Below are 17,252 nucleotides of genomic sequence, written 5' to 3' on the forward strand. Positions count from 1 at the left end.
GAGCGGGGAGCGCGTACGCGCTCGTCCGCCCTGTCTATGCCCACGGTGGGGCAGGTGGGTTTAGCCTTAGGGAACAGGCGCAGCGTCTGCCATTGGCGTGCAGGCGCTTTCCTGTTTGGGCCTTTGATGACCGCTTCCTCCGCCCACCACACCCACTCCCAAGCTGGCCACTCACATGGTGACGATTGGATAGTCGCCGGGGTCGATGCCGTCTTCCTCCATAGCGCGCATGAACAAGGGACCGCTGACGAACATGAGGAGGAAGCCGCTTCCCGCGAGCCATCCTCCGGTGGCGGTCAGGCGGGCGGTTTCCAAGGGGCCGGGGGTGTGGTGGAACATCCCGATGATGAAGAGCGTCAAGCCGACCAGAAGGGCGCCGGTGGCTGCCAGGTACCACCAGAGCGTGGTGCTGCTCGTGGGCTTCGGGGCCGGCTCCTCGCTGACCAGTGTTTCCCTGCTCTCGCCCGGACCGGGAGGGTGAGTTGCGTCCTCGGCAACACGGGGGTGGCCTGCTGCCTGTAGGGCGGTCTCGGAAGTACCGGCGGAGGTGGCTGCGGGGGCGTGCGCGATCTCGGTGAGCACGTGTTCGGTGCTGGTGTCGGGGTGCTGTTCCAAGACGTTCTCGACGGTCTGGAGGGCCTGGGCGAGTACCGCGTCCTCGTGGTCCCGGCGCTCCTGCTCCGTCTCGGCCGCTGCGAGGTCCACCCGCAGGCCGACCAGCTCCTCGCGCAGCTCTGCGACTTCCAGGCGGGCCTGGTCACGCTCCTGTCGTGCGGCCTTCATCTCTCCGGCCGACTCCTGGAGTTCCCGCAGCGTGGCCCCAAGTTTGGCTTCCTGCCGACGCATCTCCTCTCGCAGCCTGGCTTTCTCCTCCTGGTTCCGGCGCAGCTGCTCGTCCCGCGCACCCCGTGCCTGCAGCAGCTGCTCCTGCAGCTGTATGCGGTCGCTCTGGCGAGAATGCTGCTCGTCCTGGAGCCTGGCCGTGAGGCGATTGAGGGCTTCCTGGTGTTGGCGCTCCTGATCGCGGAGCTGGTCCTCGGCGGCGGTGAGGGCTTGGCCGGTGGACTCGTGTCGGGCCATCAGCGCGTCGTACCCGGCCTGCAGCTGCACGTGCTCGACGGTGATGGCTGCCAAGCGGGTCTGCAGGTGCTGGTGGAGGAGGACGGTCTCCTCGTAGGCGTCGGCTTTCGCCAGGCGGCCGGCGAAGTGCGGGTGGGCCTCCCCGATCGCAGCAGTGTGGACGCGCAGCAACTGGGCCCGCACCTCGTCGGTCACCCCGCATACCTGGGCTATCCGTTCCACCTCGGTGCGGTCCGGCAGCCGCACCCCTGACAAGAACTTCGACAGGGCCGGAGGGCTGACGTTCAGCTGCGCGGCGATGTCCTTGCTGGTCCGGCCGGTGGCGACAACGAGAGTCCTGAGTTGCTGCACGAGCGCAAGTTTCTGCGGCCTGCCCTGGAACGGCTTCGGTTTCAGCTCTCCCAGCCGCCTGTGGGCCGGCAGGGCCGCACCACCGCCGTCGGTTTCGCCGTCGGCAACGTTCGTCATGGTCGGCCCTCAATTGACAGTTGTGGAAAGAAGATCGTTGCCCGTGGTGCACCTTCTGTCGGGCCGTCACTCTCGAATGACACGCCTCCGGGCAGACATCCGGGCACAGCACAAACGGCGTGGCGTCCACGAAGCCTCTACGCATTCAGGAGCACCATCATGCCGAGCCGTCCGACCCGACGTGGCACGTTTCCCATCGATCTGGTCGTTTTCCTGGCGATCCTCGTTACCGGCTGCGTTCTCGTCCTTGTCGCTCACGTGACCCCTCAAGCGCTGGCCGGCTACGCCACCGCCCTGGCCAGCCTCTACGCGGCCTGGCACCACCGCTCCGCGCCGCAGCGTGCACAACCGGACCCTCCCGAGACCGCGCGCGAAACTCCCACGCCCAACCGATAGCGACTGGCTACTTGTCCGGCCCTCACGCGCCCGCGGAGTCCGTGGTCTCTCAGCGCAGCAGGTCGCCGGGCCGTCAGCCGAGGGCTCCGCAGAGTGCGGCGCGGGTGGTAAAGCGGACGGCCTCGGCGCGGCCGTTCTTCAGCACGGCCAGGTCGGCGGGTGCCATGCCGACGCGTTCGGCGAGTCCACCCACGAACATCTTCCGCCTGGCGAGCACGACCTCGATGTCGACAATTGGCTCGGCCTGCATCTGCGCCGCCTCGGCGTCGCGAGCATCGTCGGGCGGTGCTCCTGCGGCTCTGTGACCCATGCCACATGCAGTTCCTGTCAGGAATAGGGGCGCTGCCCCGCTCAACTCACGAAGAGCAAAGCGAACCGACAGGAGCATCACATGAAGCACCGCATCGTTGTCCTCGGCGCCGGCTATGCCGGGGCCTACGTGGCCGGGAACCTGGCCCGCCGGCTGTCCCCGGCGGACACCGAGATCACCGTGGTCAACGCCGTGCCGGACTTCGTCCAGCGGCTGCGGCTGAACCAGCTGGCGGCCGGCCAGGACATCGAGGCTCCGCAGCTCGCCGATGTCTTCGCGGGCACGGGGATCCAGCTGCGCGTGGCCCGGGTCACCGCCGTCGACCCCGAGCGCCGGGTCGTCGCCGTGGCCGACGCCGACGGCGGCGGCGACCTCGGCTACGACACGCTTGTGTACGCGCTCGGCAGCCACGGCGACGACCACGCCGTCCCCGGCGTGGCCGAGCACGCCTTCGACGTCGCCGCCAGGCCCTCGGCGCTGCGTCTGCGCGAGCGCCTGGACGGCCTGGGCGGGCGGGGCGGAGGCGGGAGTGTGGTGGTCGTGGGCGACGGGTTGACCGGCATCGAGACCGCCACCGAGATCGCCGAGTCCCGGCCCGGCCTGTCGGTGGCGCTGGTCGCCCGCGGCGAGCTGGGCGCCCGGCTCTCCGCCGGGGCCCGCAGCCACCTGCGCCGGGCCTGCGAGCAGCTGGGCATCACCGTCTGGGAGCACACCAGCGTCGAAGCCGTCGAAGCGACGCGGGTGCTGTGCGCCGAGGGCACCGCCCTGGCGTCCGACGCAACCGTGTGGACGGCCGGGTTCGCGGTCCACCCCATCGCCGCAGCCGGCGGGCTGGAGGTCACCGACAACGGCCGGATCGTCGTCGACCGCACCATGCGGTCGGTCTCGCACCCGAACGTCTACGCCATCGGCGACAGTGTCCATGCCCTCGGAGACAACGGCCGTCCGCTGCCGATGTCCTGCGGCTCGGCCGGCTACACCGGCCGACAGGCCATCGAGGCGATCGTGGGACGCCTGACCGGCCGCAAGATCGCGAACGTCAAACTGGTCTACCTGTACAACGCCATCAGCCTCGGGAGGCGGGACGGGCTCTGGCAGTCGGTCGACGACGAAGGGCAGGCAAAGCCGAAGTACATGGGCGGGCGGAAGGCCGCGCGGATCAAGGCGGCCATCGAAAAGGGGGCGCTGTGGGGCACCTCGCACCCGACCTTCGGCCTGCCCAAGCGCAAGCGCCGCCTGGCCGCCGCGCCGGATACGTCCGCCGAGAAGGCGGTCGCGTAGCCGCCTAGGGTGGTCCGCGTGGACAGCACCGCCACTGATCGCTTCGACACCAGCCGGTTCGAGGCCAGCCGGAACCGGCTGGCCTCGCTGGCATACCGGCTGCTGGGGTCCGCCACCGACGCCGAAGACGCCGTACAGGACGCATTCCTGCACTGGCAGGCCGCCGACCGGCAGCAGATCAAGGTGCCGGAAGCATGGCTGACCAAAGTCGTCACCAACCTGTGCCTCGACCGGCTCCGCTCGGCACAAGCCCGCCGCGAACGCACCGTGGGCGCCTGGCTGCCCGAGCCGCTCCTGGACGGCGACCCGATGCTCGGCCCGGCCGACACCTTCGAGCAGCGCGAATCGGTCTCCCTGGCCGTGCTGACGCTCATGGAGCGCCTGTCACCCTTTGAGCGGGCCGTCTACGTCCTGCGCGAAGCGTTCTCCCACAGCCACGCCGAGATCGCCGAAATCCTCGACATCACCGAGTCCGCAAGCCAGCAGCACCTCCACCGGGCCCGGCACCGCATCACCGCCGCGCGCCGCCGCGGCGACGGCGAAATCGACCCGGCGTCCGCCCGCAGGATCGTCGAGGAATTCCTCGCCGCTGCCTCCTCGGGCCGCACCGAACGGCTGGTGGCGCTACTCACCGACGACGCGACCGCGATCTCCGACGGCGCCGGCGGCCTGGCCGAGAAGCTGCTGCGGTACGACACTCCGCAGCGCGTCGCCGCCGTCGTACGGGCCGGCTTCAAACCCACAGCCGCGAAGCGGCGACTTGTCGGCGGCACGCCCGCCATCCACTACGCGCTCGTCAACGGCGCCCCCGCCATCCTCTTCGTGATCGGCGACCAGGTCATCGGCTCCGCTACGTTCGACATCGCCCACGGCAAGATCGCCACCGTGCGCGGCATCGCCGCCCCCACCCGCATCGCCCGCCTCACCGAAGCCTGGCGGCAGCACGAACCGGACACGCCGCTCATCACCGAGTGGTGACCCGACGCCGACCGCGGCCCGGCGCAGCACCCGCGTTTCATAGGTGGTCGCTCATGAAACACCGCGCCGCGGCAGGCGTGCCAGCATCGTGATCGGCCAGGTGCTGATAGCTGGATGTCTGCTCGGTCAGGTGGCGTTCTCCAACTACTGGGTGTTCCTGGCGCTGTTCATCGGGCAGGGCGTGGGCATGGCATGTGTGTCCGGTTCGGACACCGCCCTGCTGTACGACCTGCTCGTGCGTCGTGGTGCAACGGCCAGCTACGTCAAGATCAAGTCCCGGTTCACCATGCTCGGGACGGTCACGTCGGGAGCCGCCATTGTCCTCGGCGGCCAACTGCAGCAGATTTCCTGGGGAGTCGTCTACGTCGGTTCGGCGGCGTGCCTCGTCCTGGCCGTGGTGGTGCTGATGTCATGGGTGCCCGAGATCCGCGGCGCGGACGCGGTGGACGAGCAGGACGGAGTCGAAGAGGAGCACGGCGACGCCACAGCATGGGGGGCGATGCTTCGGGTCGCCACGCCGGCGCTCGTGACGCTTGTCGTGGTGTCCGGATTGATGCATGCGACTTTGACGCCGTACATCATTTTTACGCAGAAGACCCTGTCCGATCAGGGAGCGGGCACCGCATTGGTCAGCGTGGTCATATCGGCGGGATTCTTCGCCGGCGGGCTCACTCCGCTGCTGTCGGACCGCGCGGATCGGCGCATCGGGTATCGGGTCATCGTCCCGGTGTCTCTCCTGACGCTCGCCGCGGCACTCGGCCTGAGCGGCCTCGGCCTTGTCTGGGTCACCATCGCCGCGTTCCTGGTCCTGGTCGGAATTCCCGAGATCACCGCCGTGATCGTGGACAACGTGTTCAACGAGGCAGTGCCGTCGCGCCACCGGGCGAGCCTGCTGTCGGTGATCGCATTCGTGGAGTCGGCGCTGATCGGCATCGGCTATCTCCTCCTCGGCGCGCTCATGGACGGGCTGGGCTCCAGTGTGGGCATGGCCACCTACGCCGCGGTCCCCCTGCTGGCATGTCTCCTGTGGCTCCCGGTGCTCTTCCGAGGGGCACGGGTGACCACCGAGATCGAGAAGCCCGCCGACCAACAGGCATCCTGAAACAGACCATCTCGAGCAACGCCCCTGCCCGATGGCAGGGGCGTTGCTCGTTGACATGTTGCTCCCAGTCGGCGACGGAGCTGTCATCGCGACGATCGGCGCCAAACGGGAGGGGAAGAATCGCGCCACCGCGGCAGCTGTTCAGCCTGGATCCACCGTTTCTACTGATGCCTGAAGGAAGAAGCGCGGGCTTACGCCGACATTGATCATCGATGACGCAGCCGGGCGGCAGCGGCCAGGATCGGGGTGGTCACGGCGGTAGCGGCGGCGCCAAGTGTGGTGTCGGTGGCCAGGATCAAGCGGACCGTTCTCATTGCAAGGGTGAGGATCTCGCTGCCGCGCTGGCGCATGCCCGCCTCGAACCGGTGCACGGCCTCGGCCGTCGTCGTATCGCCGTCATTGACGTCGCCCAGGTGCTGAAGCAGGGCGGCAGCATCGCGGATTGCCGCGCCGGCCCCCATTCCGGCGGTGGGTGGTGTCGCGTGGACGGCGTCGCCAAGCGCGGTGATGCGGCCTGCAGGCCATGGCGCGAGATCGGTGGCGCGGGTCGAGGCGGCATTGAAGCGGTAGGCGGCCACGCTGTGCGGGTCGGCGCGGGCGATGACCTCGAGGGTGTGCTCGGCCCAGCCCTGCTTGCTGAACCGTCTCAACAGCGCGGCCTGCAACTCGCCGTCGCGCAGGGCGCGCAGAGAGTCGGTCGCGGCAGACTCGGGGAACATGGCGCCCCAGATGTAGGTGGGGCCGGTGGTGACGGACATCCGCAGCTCGGGGGCGTCGAGCACGGCGTTGCCGACCGGGTCGAGGAAGCCGACGTATAGTGCTGCACCCCGTGGGCCGATCGCCAGCCCTGATCGTGGTCCGAGCCGTTGCTGTTCACCGGGACTTAGGTCAGTGCGGAGGGTACGGCCGGAGAACCCGATGATGCCCGCCGGGCTGTTGGTCCGGCCTCCCGCCAGGTGCCGGGCAACCAGGGAGTGGGTGCCGTCCGCGCCCACCACCAGATCCGCCGAGACCTGTTCGGCGTCGGTGAACAGCACTCGGGGTGCGCCGTCGTCACCCCGGCCGACGTCGGACACCGTCCGCCCCAGATGCAGGTCATCGCCGACCTCCTCGGCCAGCAGCATGCGCAGAGTGATGCGGTCGACATCGACGCTGGAATCGCCGCTGAGATCCGGCCCGCGGCCGAGTAGTCGGCCGCGACGGTCCCAGAACGCGTCGCGGTCGCGCAGCCGCAGCGCCGAGGCCGACGCCAGCAGCCGCTGCATGATCTCCGGCGCCACCAACTCACGCAGTGCCGACTGGGCCCGCTCGTCCAGGGTGATGTGGTAACCCCCCGTCGCCGCCACGTCGGTGTCGCGGTCGAACACCGCCACCTCGAACCCCCTGCGGCGCAACCCCGCCCCCAGTGCGAGTCCACCGATCCCACCACCGACCACGACAACACGCATACCCATTCGTCCTCTTCCGTCACTGTTCGCCTGCACGGGCACTCAACAGTGGCACCGGTAGTGGACACTGAGTGGCCACTACCGGGGATGATGGGACGATGGCGAACACCTCACGACGGGCATTGCGGCTACTGTCCCTGTTCGGATCGCGCCGCCTGTGGCCACTACGCGAGCTCGCCACCGCGCTCCGGGTCAGCGAGCGCACCGTCCGCCGTGACATCGAGACCCTGCGCGAACTCGGATACCCGATCACCACCGTCCACGGACCCGATGGCGGTTACCAGCTCGGCGCAGGGCACACCCTCCCTCCGCTGGTGTTCGACCACGATCAGGCCCTCGCGGTCGCGGTGGCCCTACAAACCGCGCCCAGCACGGTATTCGGCCTGGAAGACGACGCGGCGCGGGCGCTGGTCACCCTGGAACAGGCCATGCCCGCTGCGCTGCGGGAAACAATGAGATCCCTACGCCTGACCAGATTGCAGAACTACTGGGAGTTCCCCGCACCCCCCATCGACTCGACCGCGCTCACCGCCGTGGGGGCCGCGGTGCGCCACCGCCACGTACTCGTCACCGAAACGCTGCGCCCCGACGGCTCACGGCCCGAAACCGGCGACGACAACTTCCCGCCCGCCCGCCGCATCGAGCCCCACCATCTGGTCGTCTGGGCCGGCCGGTGGTACCTGGTCGCCTACGACCTTGGAGACCACCAGTGGCGAGTGCACCGTGTCGACCGGCTCCGCCCCCGCCCCACGACACACCCCTTCAGCCCGCGCGAGCTCCCGTACGACGACCTCGCTCGCTTCGTCATGAGCAGTCACGATCGCGGTGACACCGCCGCCGCCTGGCAGTGCACCGGCAGCGCCCGACTCAACTTGCCGGCCGGCATCGTCGCCCGCTGGGCACCGGGCGGCTCGGTCGTCGAACACCTCGACACCGAGCACTGCCGCCTCACCCTCGGCGCCTGGTCCTGGGCCGGCATCGCCGGGATCCTCGCCACCTTCGATGCCGAACTCACCGATCTCCGCCCGCCCGAACTCGCACACGCGTGCAACCGACTTGCCTATCGATTGGCCATCGTCGCGGCCGTCGAGATGTGGAAGGAGGCGACCTGGGCCGATGTAAAAGAGCCAGGGCGGCCTGCGGGGGCTACATCTGCTTCGAGGAGGCGGGCTTCACCCGACGGCCGCCCACAGGACGCACCTGGGGCCGACGCGGCCGCACCCCGGTCGTGACGGTGAGCGGGCGGCGCTCGGGACGCCTGTCGGTGGCCGGGGTGATCGCCATGCGGCCCGGCTCCCGCGCCCGTCTGTGCCACCGCCTGCGCACCCACCCGGCAGGCAAGGGCAAGCGCAGCAGTATGGGCGAGCGCGACTTCATCGCGCTGATTGACGGCGTCCACCAGCTCGTCAAGGCACCGATCGTGCTCGTGTGGGACCGGCTCAACACCCACGTTTCCCACGCCATGCGCGAACTGATCGTCGAACGGGACTGGCTGACGGTGTTCCTGCTACCCGCCTACTCGCCCGACCTCAACCCCGTCGAGTGGGTATGGGCACACGTCGAACGCAGCCTGGCCAACCTCGCCGTGGTCGCCCTCGACCGGCTCGAAATCCTCGTCCGCAACCGTCTCAAACGCCTCCAGTACCGGCCCGACACCCTCGACGGCTTCATAGCCGGCACCGGCCTGACCCTCGACAACCCAACGTCACCCTGACAAGCCGAAGTCAGTATCCAGGGAGCCGAGCGACGTGAGTAGACCTGTGTTCATCACACCCAGCACCAGCACCGCGCCCAGAATCACGATCGAGATTGCCGGGCAATTCTGCGGACCCACGCACTTTCGCCGGCGGGTCGGCGGCGGAACCATCCAGCGACGTGGTGCATGCGACCGCCGCGACGCGTTCGCGTACGCAGGGCCCTGTACGGACCGTCCTGATGATCGCGCTCGCACTGACCGCCGTCAGAGCATCAAGCCACTGGCTGCGCCAGACGCGGTGCAGCACTGGAGGATTACGGCGCCTACCGCGCTGAGACCATCACCCCGGGCGCTGCGGCCTCCCCTTCATCACGGGGGGAGGCCGCGGTCATGTCTAGTGCCGGATCAGGCAACGTTTGCCCTGTTGACGACGGCGCGTAGGCGTTGGTCGTCGGCGTGACGGTTTCGCCAGATGATGTAGCGGCGGATCATGCTGCCCTGTTCCTTGTGGGTGGCATGGTCGGTGCCGTCGAGGGTGAAGTAGCGCAGGGCCGTGAACTGGGCCTCGATCCGGTTGAGCCAGGAACTGTTGGTGGGGGTGTAGGCGATCTCGAGCACCATCTGGGCCCGCCGCCAGGTCACCACCGAACCGGTGCCTCGGCGGATGATCCGCAGCAGTCGCTGCCCCTCGTCGTCGTCGATCTCGCGTACGCGTACTCGTTCTGCCACCCCGCCAGAGTGACGGCCCCGCGCCGTCCGACACAGCGACCAGGCGGCGTGTCACATCACAACAGGGCAAACGTTGCTTGATGCGGCACTAGCTCCTGCAGCCGTCCGTCGCCGAACCGCACCCGGTAGCGGCCGTTCCCGAGCGGCATGGCCCGCGGCAGGTCGTGGCAGATGGGCGGCGCGGCCCGGCGGCTGAAGGTGAGCCAGTACATGCTCCGTCCCGGCGACAGGCCCCGAAGCGGCTCCTGTTCGAAGGCGGCCTCGACGAGTTCGTGCAAGCCGGTGTCCCCAGTGCGCGCGGCGGCATCGCGCAGCTGGCGCCACCGCACCGGCACAGCCTCGCCACGCTCGTGGGCTTCGGCCAGCTCCCAGGTCCGCAGGAAGGGCCACTGGGCGACGAGTTCGCCCACCCGAGGCCCCTCCAGCCAGGAGTGCAGCGCCCCGACAACCTCGGACAGATCCGGGGTACTGCCGGAAGCCATGCGGACACCGCCGGTCCAGCAGTCGACGATGAAGTAACGCTCGCCGAGAGCCATCAGGACGTTCGCCCCGTGGTTGTCGGATTCCACGCGCGCGGCCACATGGCGCCAGCCTGGTGAGGACGTGAGCTCGACCGCGAGGCCGTGGCCCGCATCATCGGCCACCGCCTGCAGGGCGTTCTGCAAGGAACCGGCCTGAACGACCTCGGGATATAGCGTCACGTACTCGTGCATGGGATTGTTCGGCGCTGCGGCACCGGCAAGCTCGTACATGCCATGGAGTCTGCCAGGACGGCGAACCACCATCACCGCTGCTTCACTCCCGGTAACTTCCGTAGACCCTGCCGTTTCCGCTGGCCACAGCAACTGAGTGGGGAGCGAAGAGCGATACCGGGGAATTTTCGGGATCCGCATCAGCGTGCCCCTCTCGGCCGCCGTGAATCGTCTCTCATGGTCAACGTCGATTACGTGCGTCGGTTGTGCAGGCGTACGAGTCAGTGGGGGAGAAGTGCCCCGGGGCGCAGGGGGGCGCCGAAGACCTGCAGGACGAGGGTGCGGTGGGCTGCGTGCAGGGTGCGCACGGCGGCCCGGGTCAGGCCGGGCTTGGGTGGTTCGATGCCGTCGCGGGTGCGGCCGGGTTTTGTGGGGATCCAGAGGTATCCGGGGTCGGTGCCTTCGAGCTGGGCGGTGATGCCGGCGCGGACGTCGAGCCAGCGGCGCAGGACGTCGGCGGTGTCCTTGTCGAGTGGGTGGGGTCTGCTGTGCAGCTCTACCTGGGGGAAGGGACGGTGCTCGAGGTCGACGTCGGCGACGTCCAGGGCGTGGAGTTCGGGCACGGAGCGGCCGGTGGCGGCGACGAGCGCGGCCACTGCGGCGGTACGCAGGGACGTTGCGGCGTTGGCGCCCACGGGGCGCTTCACCGCGAGGGTGCGCAGCAGCTTGTGGGCCTCCTCGGGCTCGAGCCAGTCGCCGTGTCCGGCGGGCGGGAGTTCCAGGCGCAGGGGAAGGCCGAGGTGTTCGGCGAAGGCGTTCCAGGTTTGTATGCGGGCGCGCTGGGAGTTGTAGGAGGCGGCGGCGTCGGGGCCGAGGAGGGTGTTTCGGCGCCGTGTTTCGCCGGCGGCCGCGGCGGCGAGCCAGGCGTCGGCGTGCACGAGGTCCATGAGCTCGGCGGTGGTGATCGCGGCCGTCTTCTCTGCGGCCAGGGCGTGCTCGAGGTACTCGTTGAGGAGGTGGCCGCGCAGGCGCTGGGTCTCGTAGCCGTACCCGCGCTCGGCGAGCTCGCCGAGGAAGCCATTGATGGCATCGAAGGCGTCGTCGTGGCGGCGCGGGGCGGTCGGCATGCGCACAGGGTACGGAAGCCCGTACCCGCATTCTGGATAACAGCAAGAAGCGCCACAGGCACCCTCCCCCGTTCGGCTGCTGCTTTCGTGTCGGTCCGTGTCGGACCGAATCGCAACGTCCCGGTCCGGTACGGTCTTCGCGCCCCCCGGCCTCCCGGGACGGGTCCCTGCGGCCCGCCGGGGAGCCCCCCTGGGCTTCTTGCTGTTATCCAGACCTTGAAGTTGGTCGGCGCCCGCGGGGAGGTCTATTGCTCGCTCGACTCCCCGGGGGCGCGTCACCTCTACAGACGGGGCAGACCCCCGAAGTGTTACACCGGCGTTGGCGCCGGCTTCTACGGCATCCACTCGGACGCACTCCGCATGCCCTGCCCGGTCGCCGTCCCTAGAGTCGGGATCGAGGCGAGGAAACCTGAAGAACTTCACGGGACCTCTCATCAGTGCCGCAGCCAACACGCGCCCACAAGGAGGAAACCGTGCTAGACCAAATCCGCATCCCCGTCACCCAAGTCAGAGCGCGTCAGCACATGGAGGTCAATTATGTGGAGGGCGCCAGTGTCCCAAGCAATCGCCTCCTCATCTACACGGGAATTCTCGACTTCGCATTCCCCGCGAACGGATTTGCCGGTGGCGACAGACCCATCGACGCCCTCGTGACCTCATTCATCCCCTTCGGCGGTAACGAGGATGGGAAGCTGCAGCGATGGCTCCCCGAAGAGCCGCCGGAAGCAGTAGTGAAGTGCTCAGTCGCGGGCTTCAGAGTATGCACGGCAGACGACGACGACGAATTCGGTGCAGCGCTCGTCAACAGTGCCCGGGTGATCATGAGTAGGGAACAAGTATTGAGCTCTGACGCCACCGGCGTCTCCCCGAGCGTGCCATTGCTGAAAGTCGGCATCACAGCACGGGGAGGAAACTTTCTCAGAATCGCGTACCACGTAACGATTAAGGGTCCACACCCAGATACACCGATTTTTGACCCTGGCAATGCACGCCCACAGGGTTAACCACTTTGCCATGCTTCTCATCGATTCTTGAGACAGCGCCCGCGAACAATCGGCGCGGCACGCGTCAACTCCAGGCCACGCAGCACCACAGACCCTCTCATTCCTTCCGCTCAGTGAGCACGGGCCCGAACCCCAGCCACCTCGGCTCGAGCGTCTGCGGCTCCTGACCGGTGACCTCAGAAGCCCTCCGCACGACACGCCGCAGGCCTTCGCGCCGATCCTCGGGACAGCGGATGCCAGCCTGGACGTCGGCGAGGACGGGACGCAGCGCGTACGCCCATCTCCACCCGGCCCTGCGTGCTGGTCTGTTGGTGCCGGTCCTCGATGTGCAACCAGTCCGCCGCGTCCAGCCCCTTCCCCATGGCGAGCTGGTCGACCTCGTCGCCGATCGGCTGCCCGCCAGCCGTCCACACGTACCAGATGCGGGTACCGCCGTCCGGCCGGCGGAAGATGAACCAGAGGAACATCTCCAGGTCGAAACCTGCGGCAATGCCGTCGGCCACAGCCTTCTCAACCGGCGTGGGATCCCACCTGGGAAGCAGAAGGACGGTTGCCGAAGGGGCGAGTGGGTGGTCATTCGCCGAGCGTAGGACAGCGGACTGACACCCGTGCGGCTGTCAGCTCCTCAGCTCGGCGCGCGCCTTCTGCAGCTGCTCCACCGTCACGGTGCCGGCGGCCGGCAGGCCTGCGCTCTCCCAGGCGCCCTGGGCACGGGCGACAACTCCGTCGGCGTCGTCCAGGAGGACCTTCTTCGCGACGTTCACCGAGATCGCGCCGTCGCCGAGGTCCATCAGGTGGGCGAGCATACGCACGTTGTGCTGCTGGTTGCCGCTCTTCGGCTCGTTGTACCGGTAGACGAGCACCCACCGGCCGACCAGGGCGCGGGCCCGCTCGATGAGCTGGCGGCCGCGGTCGGTCTCCTGCTGCTCAGTGCGGATGTGCTCCGCCTCGCCGGACGGCGGCCGCAGGGTGAGCAGACCGCGGCGGCTGGACTCCTCGATCTCCACCTTCTCCAGGAACGCGACGAACGTCTTGGCGCTCTCCATGCGGCGGCCTTCGTCACGGCTGTGGGCCGTGACGGTCGGCTCGGGGCGGGGGTTCGCATGTGGCGCACCGTGCAGGCCGGAGGGGGTTTGTGTCCCGGCATGCACGGTGCGCGGCCCGGCGGGGGTCAGGGGGAGGGGGCCGGGCGACCGACGGCAGTTGGGGCTGCCGTCGGAGCGTGAGGTGCTCGCCGACCAGTTGGAGCGAACCAGTCGGCGAGCAAGCTGGGCACTCGAAGCGGGAGCAGTGCGACCCCCGGTGAGTGCTTCACACTCTGGGAGACGTGCCAGCCCTGCGAAGTGTTACGCCGCGGCGGAAGTTCTTTTGCGGGCCTGCCCGGCGTTGGGGACTAGCGGGGCAGTGGTTGGCGGTAGCGCTGGTTCCGGTTCACGCGTCGCACAAACGAGGAGATGTGAGAGGCGTACTGGGAGGTCGGCCCCCGAGCAGTTCGCCCAGGTCGGCTCTCGCGGAACCCCTCTCGCAACCGTTGAGTTTTGCGAGGCAATTCTGAGGACCGCCACCACAAGCCCGTGACCTGCGGAGGTGAGGGACGGAGGAGATACGCGAGAAGGGGGCCACTTCGTGACGCTCAGTTAGATCTCGCTGCGATGTGTGGCGACATGCTGGGTGATTGTCCGGGGTGCCGGGCACGCCCATCTCGTCCAGGACCGGGCCCTGGAGGAATCCAGGGCCCGGCGTCACGGGTATGCCCTAGGCGTACGGGCAGATCGCGGGTTTAGCCACAGACTGAGGCAATGCAGACATTGATGTTCTTGATCGTGACGCTGGGGTTGAAGGACTTATAGGTGTTGACCGTCGCGTTCTTCAGAGCCGTGATGTTGACGGAGGCATTGTTGAGATTGTTCTCCAGCACGCTGAGCTCGTTGTCGGTCAGCGTCCGGTTACCGGTGATCTTCACGACAACCGGACCCGTGTTCGTGTTGTTGCAGGTGACTACGTTGGCGAGGCCGTTGCTGCAGCTGTAGTGACCTGTAGCGGACGCCGTGGAGGCACCACCCAGCAGAGCAGGGACCAGACCCATGAACACAGCGACGGGAACAAGCTTCTTCACGATGACTGTCTTCCTCTCGCGTGACCGAACCTGAGTTCTCTAGGCCGTACCTGTCAGGGATGACCAAGAGGACCCAGGGCTTCCAAGGCCTTGGCCTTGCCACGGGCACACCGGCTCAATCCCGGCTAGGAAGATGCAACCCAAATAGGGTGACTCCTGTTCACCTGTGCGAGAACTCCAACGGGGCCGGGCCTACCCTGCTCCCCGTCCTCTCCTTTCCATCCCCGCCGCTCCCACCGCTGCAGCGGCATCTCCTGCCAGATGAGGCGTCCTGTGCCGGGCGCGCGGCCTCGTTCTGCGCGCGGCCCGGCCTTGGCCTCTGCGCCGGCTGAGAACGCGTCGCCCGCGTCAGCACCCGCGACCAGCACCCCGAAGCCCCTCCAACTGCCTGGAGGGGCTTAGCGCCATCCGCTGCGCGATTGGTCCCCAAGGCCGCTGCCGGTCCTGTGACACCCCCCTTGTCTACTACGTCTGTTATGTGCAAATCTTCACGCCCGAGCAGATTGTCCCTCGGCCCGACCGACGAGCACACCTCGCCGCCGAACGTCCGGAGCTGCCGTGAGCGTCCTGTCCGAACTCGGGGGTCGAGTAGGAACCACGCAGAGAGTGCGGTTTGTTGTCACATGATTTGACACCCCGCCAATGTGCCGACGTGGCGGGGTGATCGCCTGGGTGCCGGTCGAATGGCGAGCGGGGGCTGAATCGCTCGATTACGCCCCCTCGGGTCGATCCAATGAGCCGACCCGGGCATAGCGGGGCAAACTGCGCGTCGATCCAATCAGGTCCGCTCCGCATTTGCGCCTCCCCTTTTCGCCCCCTTACGGTCACGTCTCGCCGCCGCCGGAACGACCAAGAGGGAGACGAAGGGTGACGGACCGCCTGTAACGCGTCGGGACCTCTTTGAAGGTCCCGTACGCATCGGCCTGCTCGTCAGTCAGGAATTCCACCGGCACGCGGTGACCGTAGCCACGCCACGAGCCCGTTCAGCGAGCTTGTCCCGAACTGCCCCACGACCACCGATCGCTGTGCTAGCCGACCAAGATCAATCTCACCGTTAACCGCTGCACCGCTGCTACTCACGGCCGGACACGCGGTGAGGCTCTGGCCGTCTCGAGCTCGCCAGGTGACACCACCCGCTCGTATGCGCGTGAGAGGGCCTCCTCGGTTCTTGTTTTCCGATACTGTGCACAAGTCGGTAAACACGCAACGTGCATAATGGACACGGGATGTGACGGACCGGAAGGGGCGCCGATGAGCGGCGGCGCGTGGGCGGACGGCGACGCACCGAGCGCACTCGACGCACCGACGGGCTGGGGCGACGCGGCAGACGTGCCGAGTGCGTTCGACATCCTCGACGAGCCGCTGGCCCACCCCGGGTGGGGGGCCGCAGCGGATGTGCCGGACGCGCTGGCCGACCCGCTGGCCGAGCTGCCCGGCCCGCGGCGGGTCATCACCCCGTCCGGGCGTACGCTCGCCGCGGCGACCGCGCGCCGGATCCGGCTGGCCACCCCGGCCAACACCCGGCGCGGCCGCGAGTCGCGGGCCGCGCTGTTCGTCACCTGGTGCCGGGAGCACGGCCGGCTGCCCGGCGACCCGGGCACCGTGCCGGACTACGTCGCCTTTCTCGCCGACCGCGGCCACCAGCCCGAGACGCTGGAGACCTACGCTGGCACCCTCGCCCACGTCCTCGCTCTGAACGGCTCCCCGCTGGATGCGGAGGATCGCTCCTATATCTCCGCGGTGGTCAACCATCGGGCAGCCGAGGCGGCCGCCGACGTGGACGGGGCAGGCGACGCGCTGCAGGCCACCGCGTGCAGCCGGGAGGACCTGGCCGCGATGCTCGCCACCCTCGACCGCACCACCGTGGCCGGCCGGCGCGACGCGTGCGCGCTCACCCTGGCCTGGTACATGGCTGGACGGGCCTCCGAACCGGCCTCGATGAACATCCGCGACGTCACCGAGGACGTCGCCGAAGTCATCGACGCTTCCGGCACGCTCGTGGAACTGCCCGCGCTGGTCATCACCCTGCGCCGGTCCAAGACCAACCCGCACGGCCGCACGGTGGATCGCGTGCGGATCGTCGCCCAGGACGACGTCACCTGTCCGCTGGCCGCCTGGCGGGCCTGGCGTCAGGTGCTCGCGGCCGCCGAGGTGGAGCGCGGTCCGCTGCTGCGGCGGGTGAAGAACGACAAGCTCACCACGGCGGGACGGCGGTCGGCGGATCCGGACCGGGCGGGCGGTATCGGGGATCGCACCATCCGCAACCTGATCCGCTCTGCCGCGGCGGCCGCCGGCCTCACCCGGGCACTGAGCCTTGAGGAGCGGCGGCTGCTGTCGACGACCGCCGAAGCCGAGCAGCTCGCCGCCCTGGCCGAAGCGGAGCGGGAGGCCTTCGCCGCCGATCGGCGCCGGGCCCGTCGGCTGCTGCGGCACTCCATGCGCCGCTACAGCGGACACAGCATGCGCCGCGGCCACGTCCGCCACCTGCAAAAACTCGGCACACCCCGGCACATCATCGAAACCCACTGCCGCTACGTGCCCGGCTCCAAAGCCCTCGCCCGCTACCTCGACGACACGCTGCCCTGGCAGGACAACCCCACCGTGGCCATGCGCCGGGCGCCGGGTCGGCCCGGCGCCCCTCGGGGTGCGTGACTGCGGCACGGCGGTCACACCGTGATTGCGCGCATACGTCGCATTGACGCGACGCATGCGCGCAAAGAGCGCACCTTGCATGACTCCAGACACATCCGACGGCCCCGGTTGGGGTGCCGTTAACGAACGGCGCAACCGACGTGCAGCTGCGCGTGATGCTTTGGAGTGTTGGA

The 17,252-nt window shown here is 68.6% G+C and carries 13 protein-coding genes and 3 pseudogenes; 7 read left to right on the forward strand and 9 right to left on the reverse strand.

Annotated features, from left to right (window positions below; translation table 11 throughout):
• Window positions 1-171 precede the first annotated feature (171 nt).
• Entirely contained in the window at window positions 172-1,548 is a 1,377-nt protein-coding gene (locus OHS70_RS38365) for a helix-turn-helix domain-containing protein (protein ID WP_328406425.1), read from the reverse strand.
• 469 nt (window positions 1,549-2,017) lie between these two features.
• On the reverse strand, window positions 2,018-2,194 hold the full coding sequence (locus OHS70_RS38370) for a helix-turn-helix domain-containing protein (RefSeq protein WP_328406502.1): 177 nt from the start codon (window positions 2,192-2,194) through the stop codon (window positions 2,018-2,020).
• 141 nt (window positions 2,195-2,335) lie between these two features.
• On the opposite strand from OHS70_RS38370, the gene OHS70_RS38375 reads away from it, so the two are divergent.
• From OHS70_RS38375 to OHS70_RS38385, 3 genes are read left to right on the forward strand one after another with little or no spacing between them, the layout of a single operon-like run.
• The gene (locus tag OHS70_RS38375) at window positions 2,336-3,535 is read left to right on the forward strand and encodes an NAD(P)/FAD-dependent oxidoreductase (RefSeq protein ID WP_328406427.1); all 1,200 of its coding nucleotides are present in this window, start codon (window positions 2,336-2,338) and stop codon (window positions 3,533-3,535) included.
• Window positions 3,536-3,553: 18 nt separating this feature from the next.
• Entirely contained in the window at window positions 3,554-4,513 is a 960-nt protein-coding gene (locus tag OHS70_RS38380; RefSeq protein WP_328406429.1) for a sigma-70 family RNA polymerase sigma factor, read from the forward strand.
• A 43-nt stretch (window positions 4,514-4,556) separates the two neighbouring features.
• Window positions 4,557-5,615: an MFS transporter gene (locus tag OHS70_RS38385; protein ID WP_328406432.1), complete on the forward strand. Its 1,059-nt coding sequence runs from the start codon at window positions 4,557-4,559 to the stop codon at window positions 5,613-5,615.
• Between the two features lie 206 nt (window positions 5,616-5,821).
• On the opposite strand, the gene OHS70_RS38390 is transcribed toward OHS70_RS38385, so the two are convergent.
• On the reverse strand, window positions 5,822-7,063 hold the full coding sequence (locus OHS70_RS38390; RefSeq protein WP_328406434.1) for an FAD-dependent oxidoreductase: 1,242 nt from the start codon (window positions 7,061-7,063) through the stop codon (window positions 5,822-5,824).
• Window positions 7,064-7,161: 98 nt separating this feature from the next.
• Here OHS70_RS38390 and OHS70_RS39280 point away from each other — a divergent pair.
• Together OHS70_RS39280 and OHS70_RS38400 are read left to right on the forward strand one after the other, a co-directional pair.
• A pseudogene (locus OHS70_RS39280) lies at window positions 7,162-7,743 on the forward strand (helix-turn-helix transcriptional regulator); the annotation flags it as partial.
• Window positions 7,744-8,145: 402 nt separating this feature from the next.
• Window positions 8,146-8,777 (forward strand): annotated as a pseudogene (locus tag OHS70_RS38400) (transposase); the annotation flags it as partial.
• Window positions 8,778-9,164: 387 nt separating this feature from the next.
• Here the strand turns inward: OHS70_RS38400 and OHS70_RS38405 are convergent.
• The 3 genes and pseudogenes from OHS70_RS38405 to OHS70_RS38415 form a co-directional block, all read right to left on the reverse strand.
• Window positions 9,165-9,404, reverse strand: a pseudogene (locus OHS70_RS38405) (IS630 family transposase); the annotation flags it as partial.
• Between the two features lie 140 nt (window positions 9,405-9,544).
• Window positions 9,545-10,240, reverse strand: a complete 696-nt coding sequence (locus OHS70_RS38410) for a DUF6193 family natural product biosynthesis protein (protein WP_328406438.1) — start codon at window positions 10,238-10,240, stop codon at window positions 9,545-9,547.
• Between the two features lie 221 nt (window positions 10,241-10,461).
• The gene (locus tag OHS70_RS38415) at window positions 10,462-11,307 is read right to left on the reverse strand and encodes a hypothetical protein (RefSeq protein ID WP_328406440.1); all 846 of its coding nucleotides are present in this window, start codon (window positions 11,305-11,307) and stop codon (window positions 10,462-10,464) included.
• A 524-nt stretch (window positions 11,308-11,831) separates the two neighbouring features.
• Between OHS70_RS38415 and OHS70_RS38420 the strand changes: the two genes are divergently transcribed.
• Window positions 11,832-12,311 (forward strand): hypothetical protein, encoded by a 480-nt coding sequence (locus tag OHS70_RS38420; RefSeq protein WP_328406442.1) that lies wholly within the window; start codon window positions 11,832-11,834, stop codon window positions 12,309-12,311.
• 176 nt (window positions 12,312-12,487) lie between these two features.
• Here OHS70_RS38420 and OHS70_RS38425 read toward each other — a convergent pair whose 3' ends face one another.
• The 3 genes from OHS70_RS38425 to OHS70_RS38435 form a co-directional block, all read right to left on the reverse strand.
• Entirely contained in the window at window positions 12,488-12,814 is a 327-nt protein-coding gene (locus OHS70_RS38425; protein ID WP_328406444.1) for a hypothetical protein, read from the reverse strand.
• Between the two features lie 114 nt (window positions 12,815-12,928).
• A complete protein-coding gene (locus OHS70_RS38430; RefSeq protein WP_328406446.1) occupies window positions 12,929-13,357 on the reverse strand; it encodes a hypothetical protein in 429 nt (142 codons plus the stop codon).
• Between the two features lie 734 nt (window positions 13,358-14,091).
• Window positions 14,092-14,427, reverse strand: a complete 336-nt coding sequence (locus tag OHS70_RS38435) for a hypothetical protein (protein WP_328406449.1) — start codon at window positions 14,425-14,427, stop codon at window positions 14,092-14,094.
• Window positions 14,428-15,678: 1,251 nt separating this feature from the next.
• On the opposite strand from OHS70_RS38435, the gene OHS70_RS38440 reads away from it, so the two are divergent.
• Window positions 15,679-17,079, forward strand: coding sequence for a hypothetical protein (locus OHS70_RS38440; protein ID WP_328406451.1), 1,401 nt, complete (start codon window positions 15,679-15,681; stop codon window positions 17,077-17,079).
• Window positions 17,080-17,252: the final 173 nt, after the last annotated feature.

The sequence above is a fragment of the Streptomyces sp. NBC_00390 genome (assembly GCF_036057275.1).
Lineage (GTDB): Bacteria > Actinomycetota > Actinomycetes > Streptomycetales > Streptomycetaceae > Streptomyces.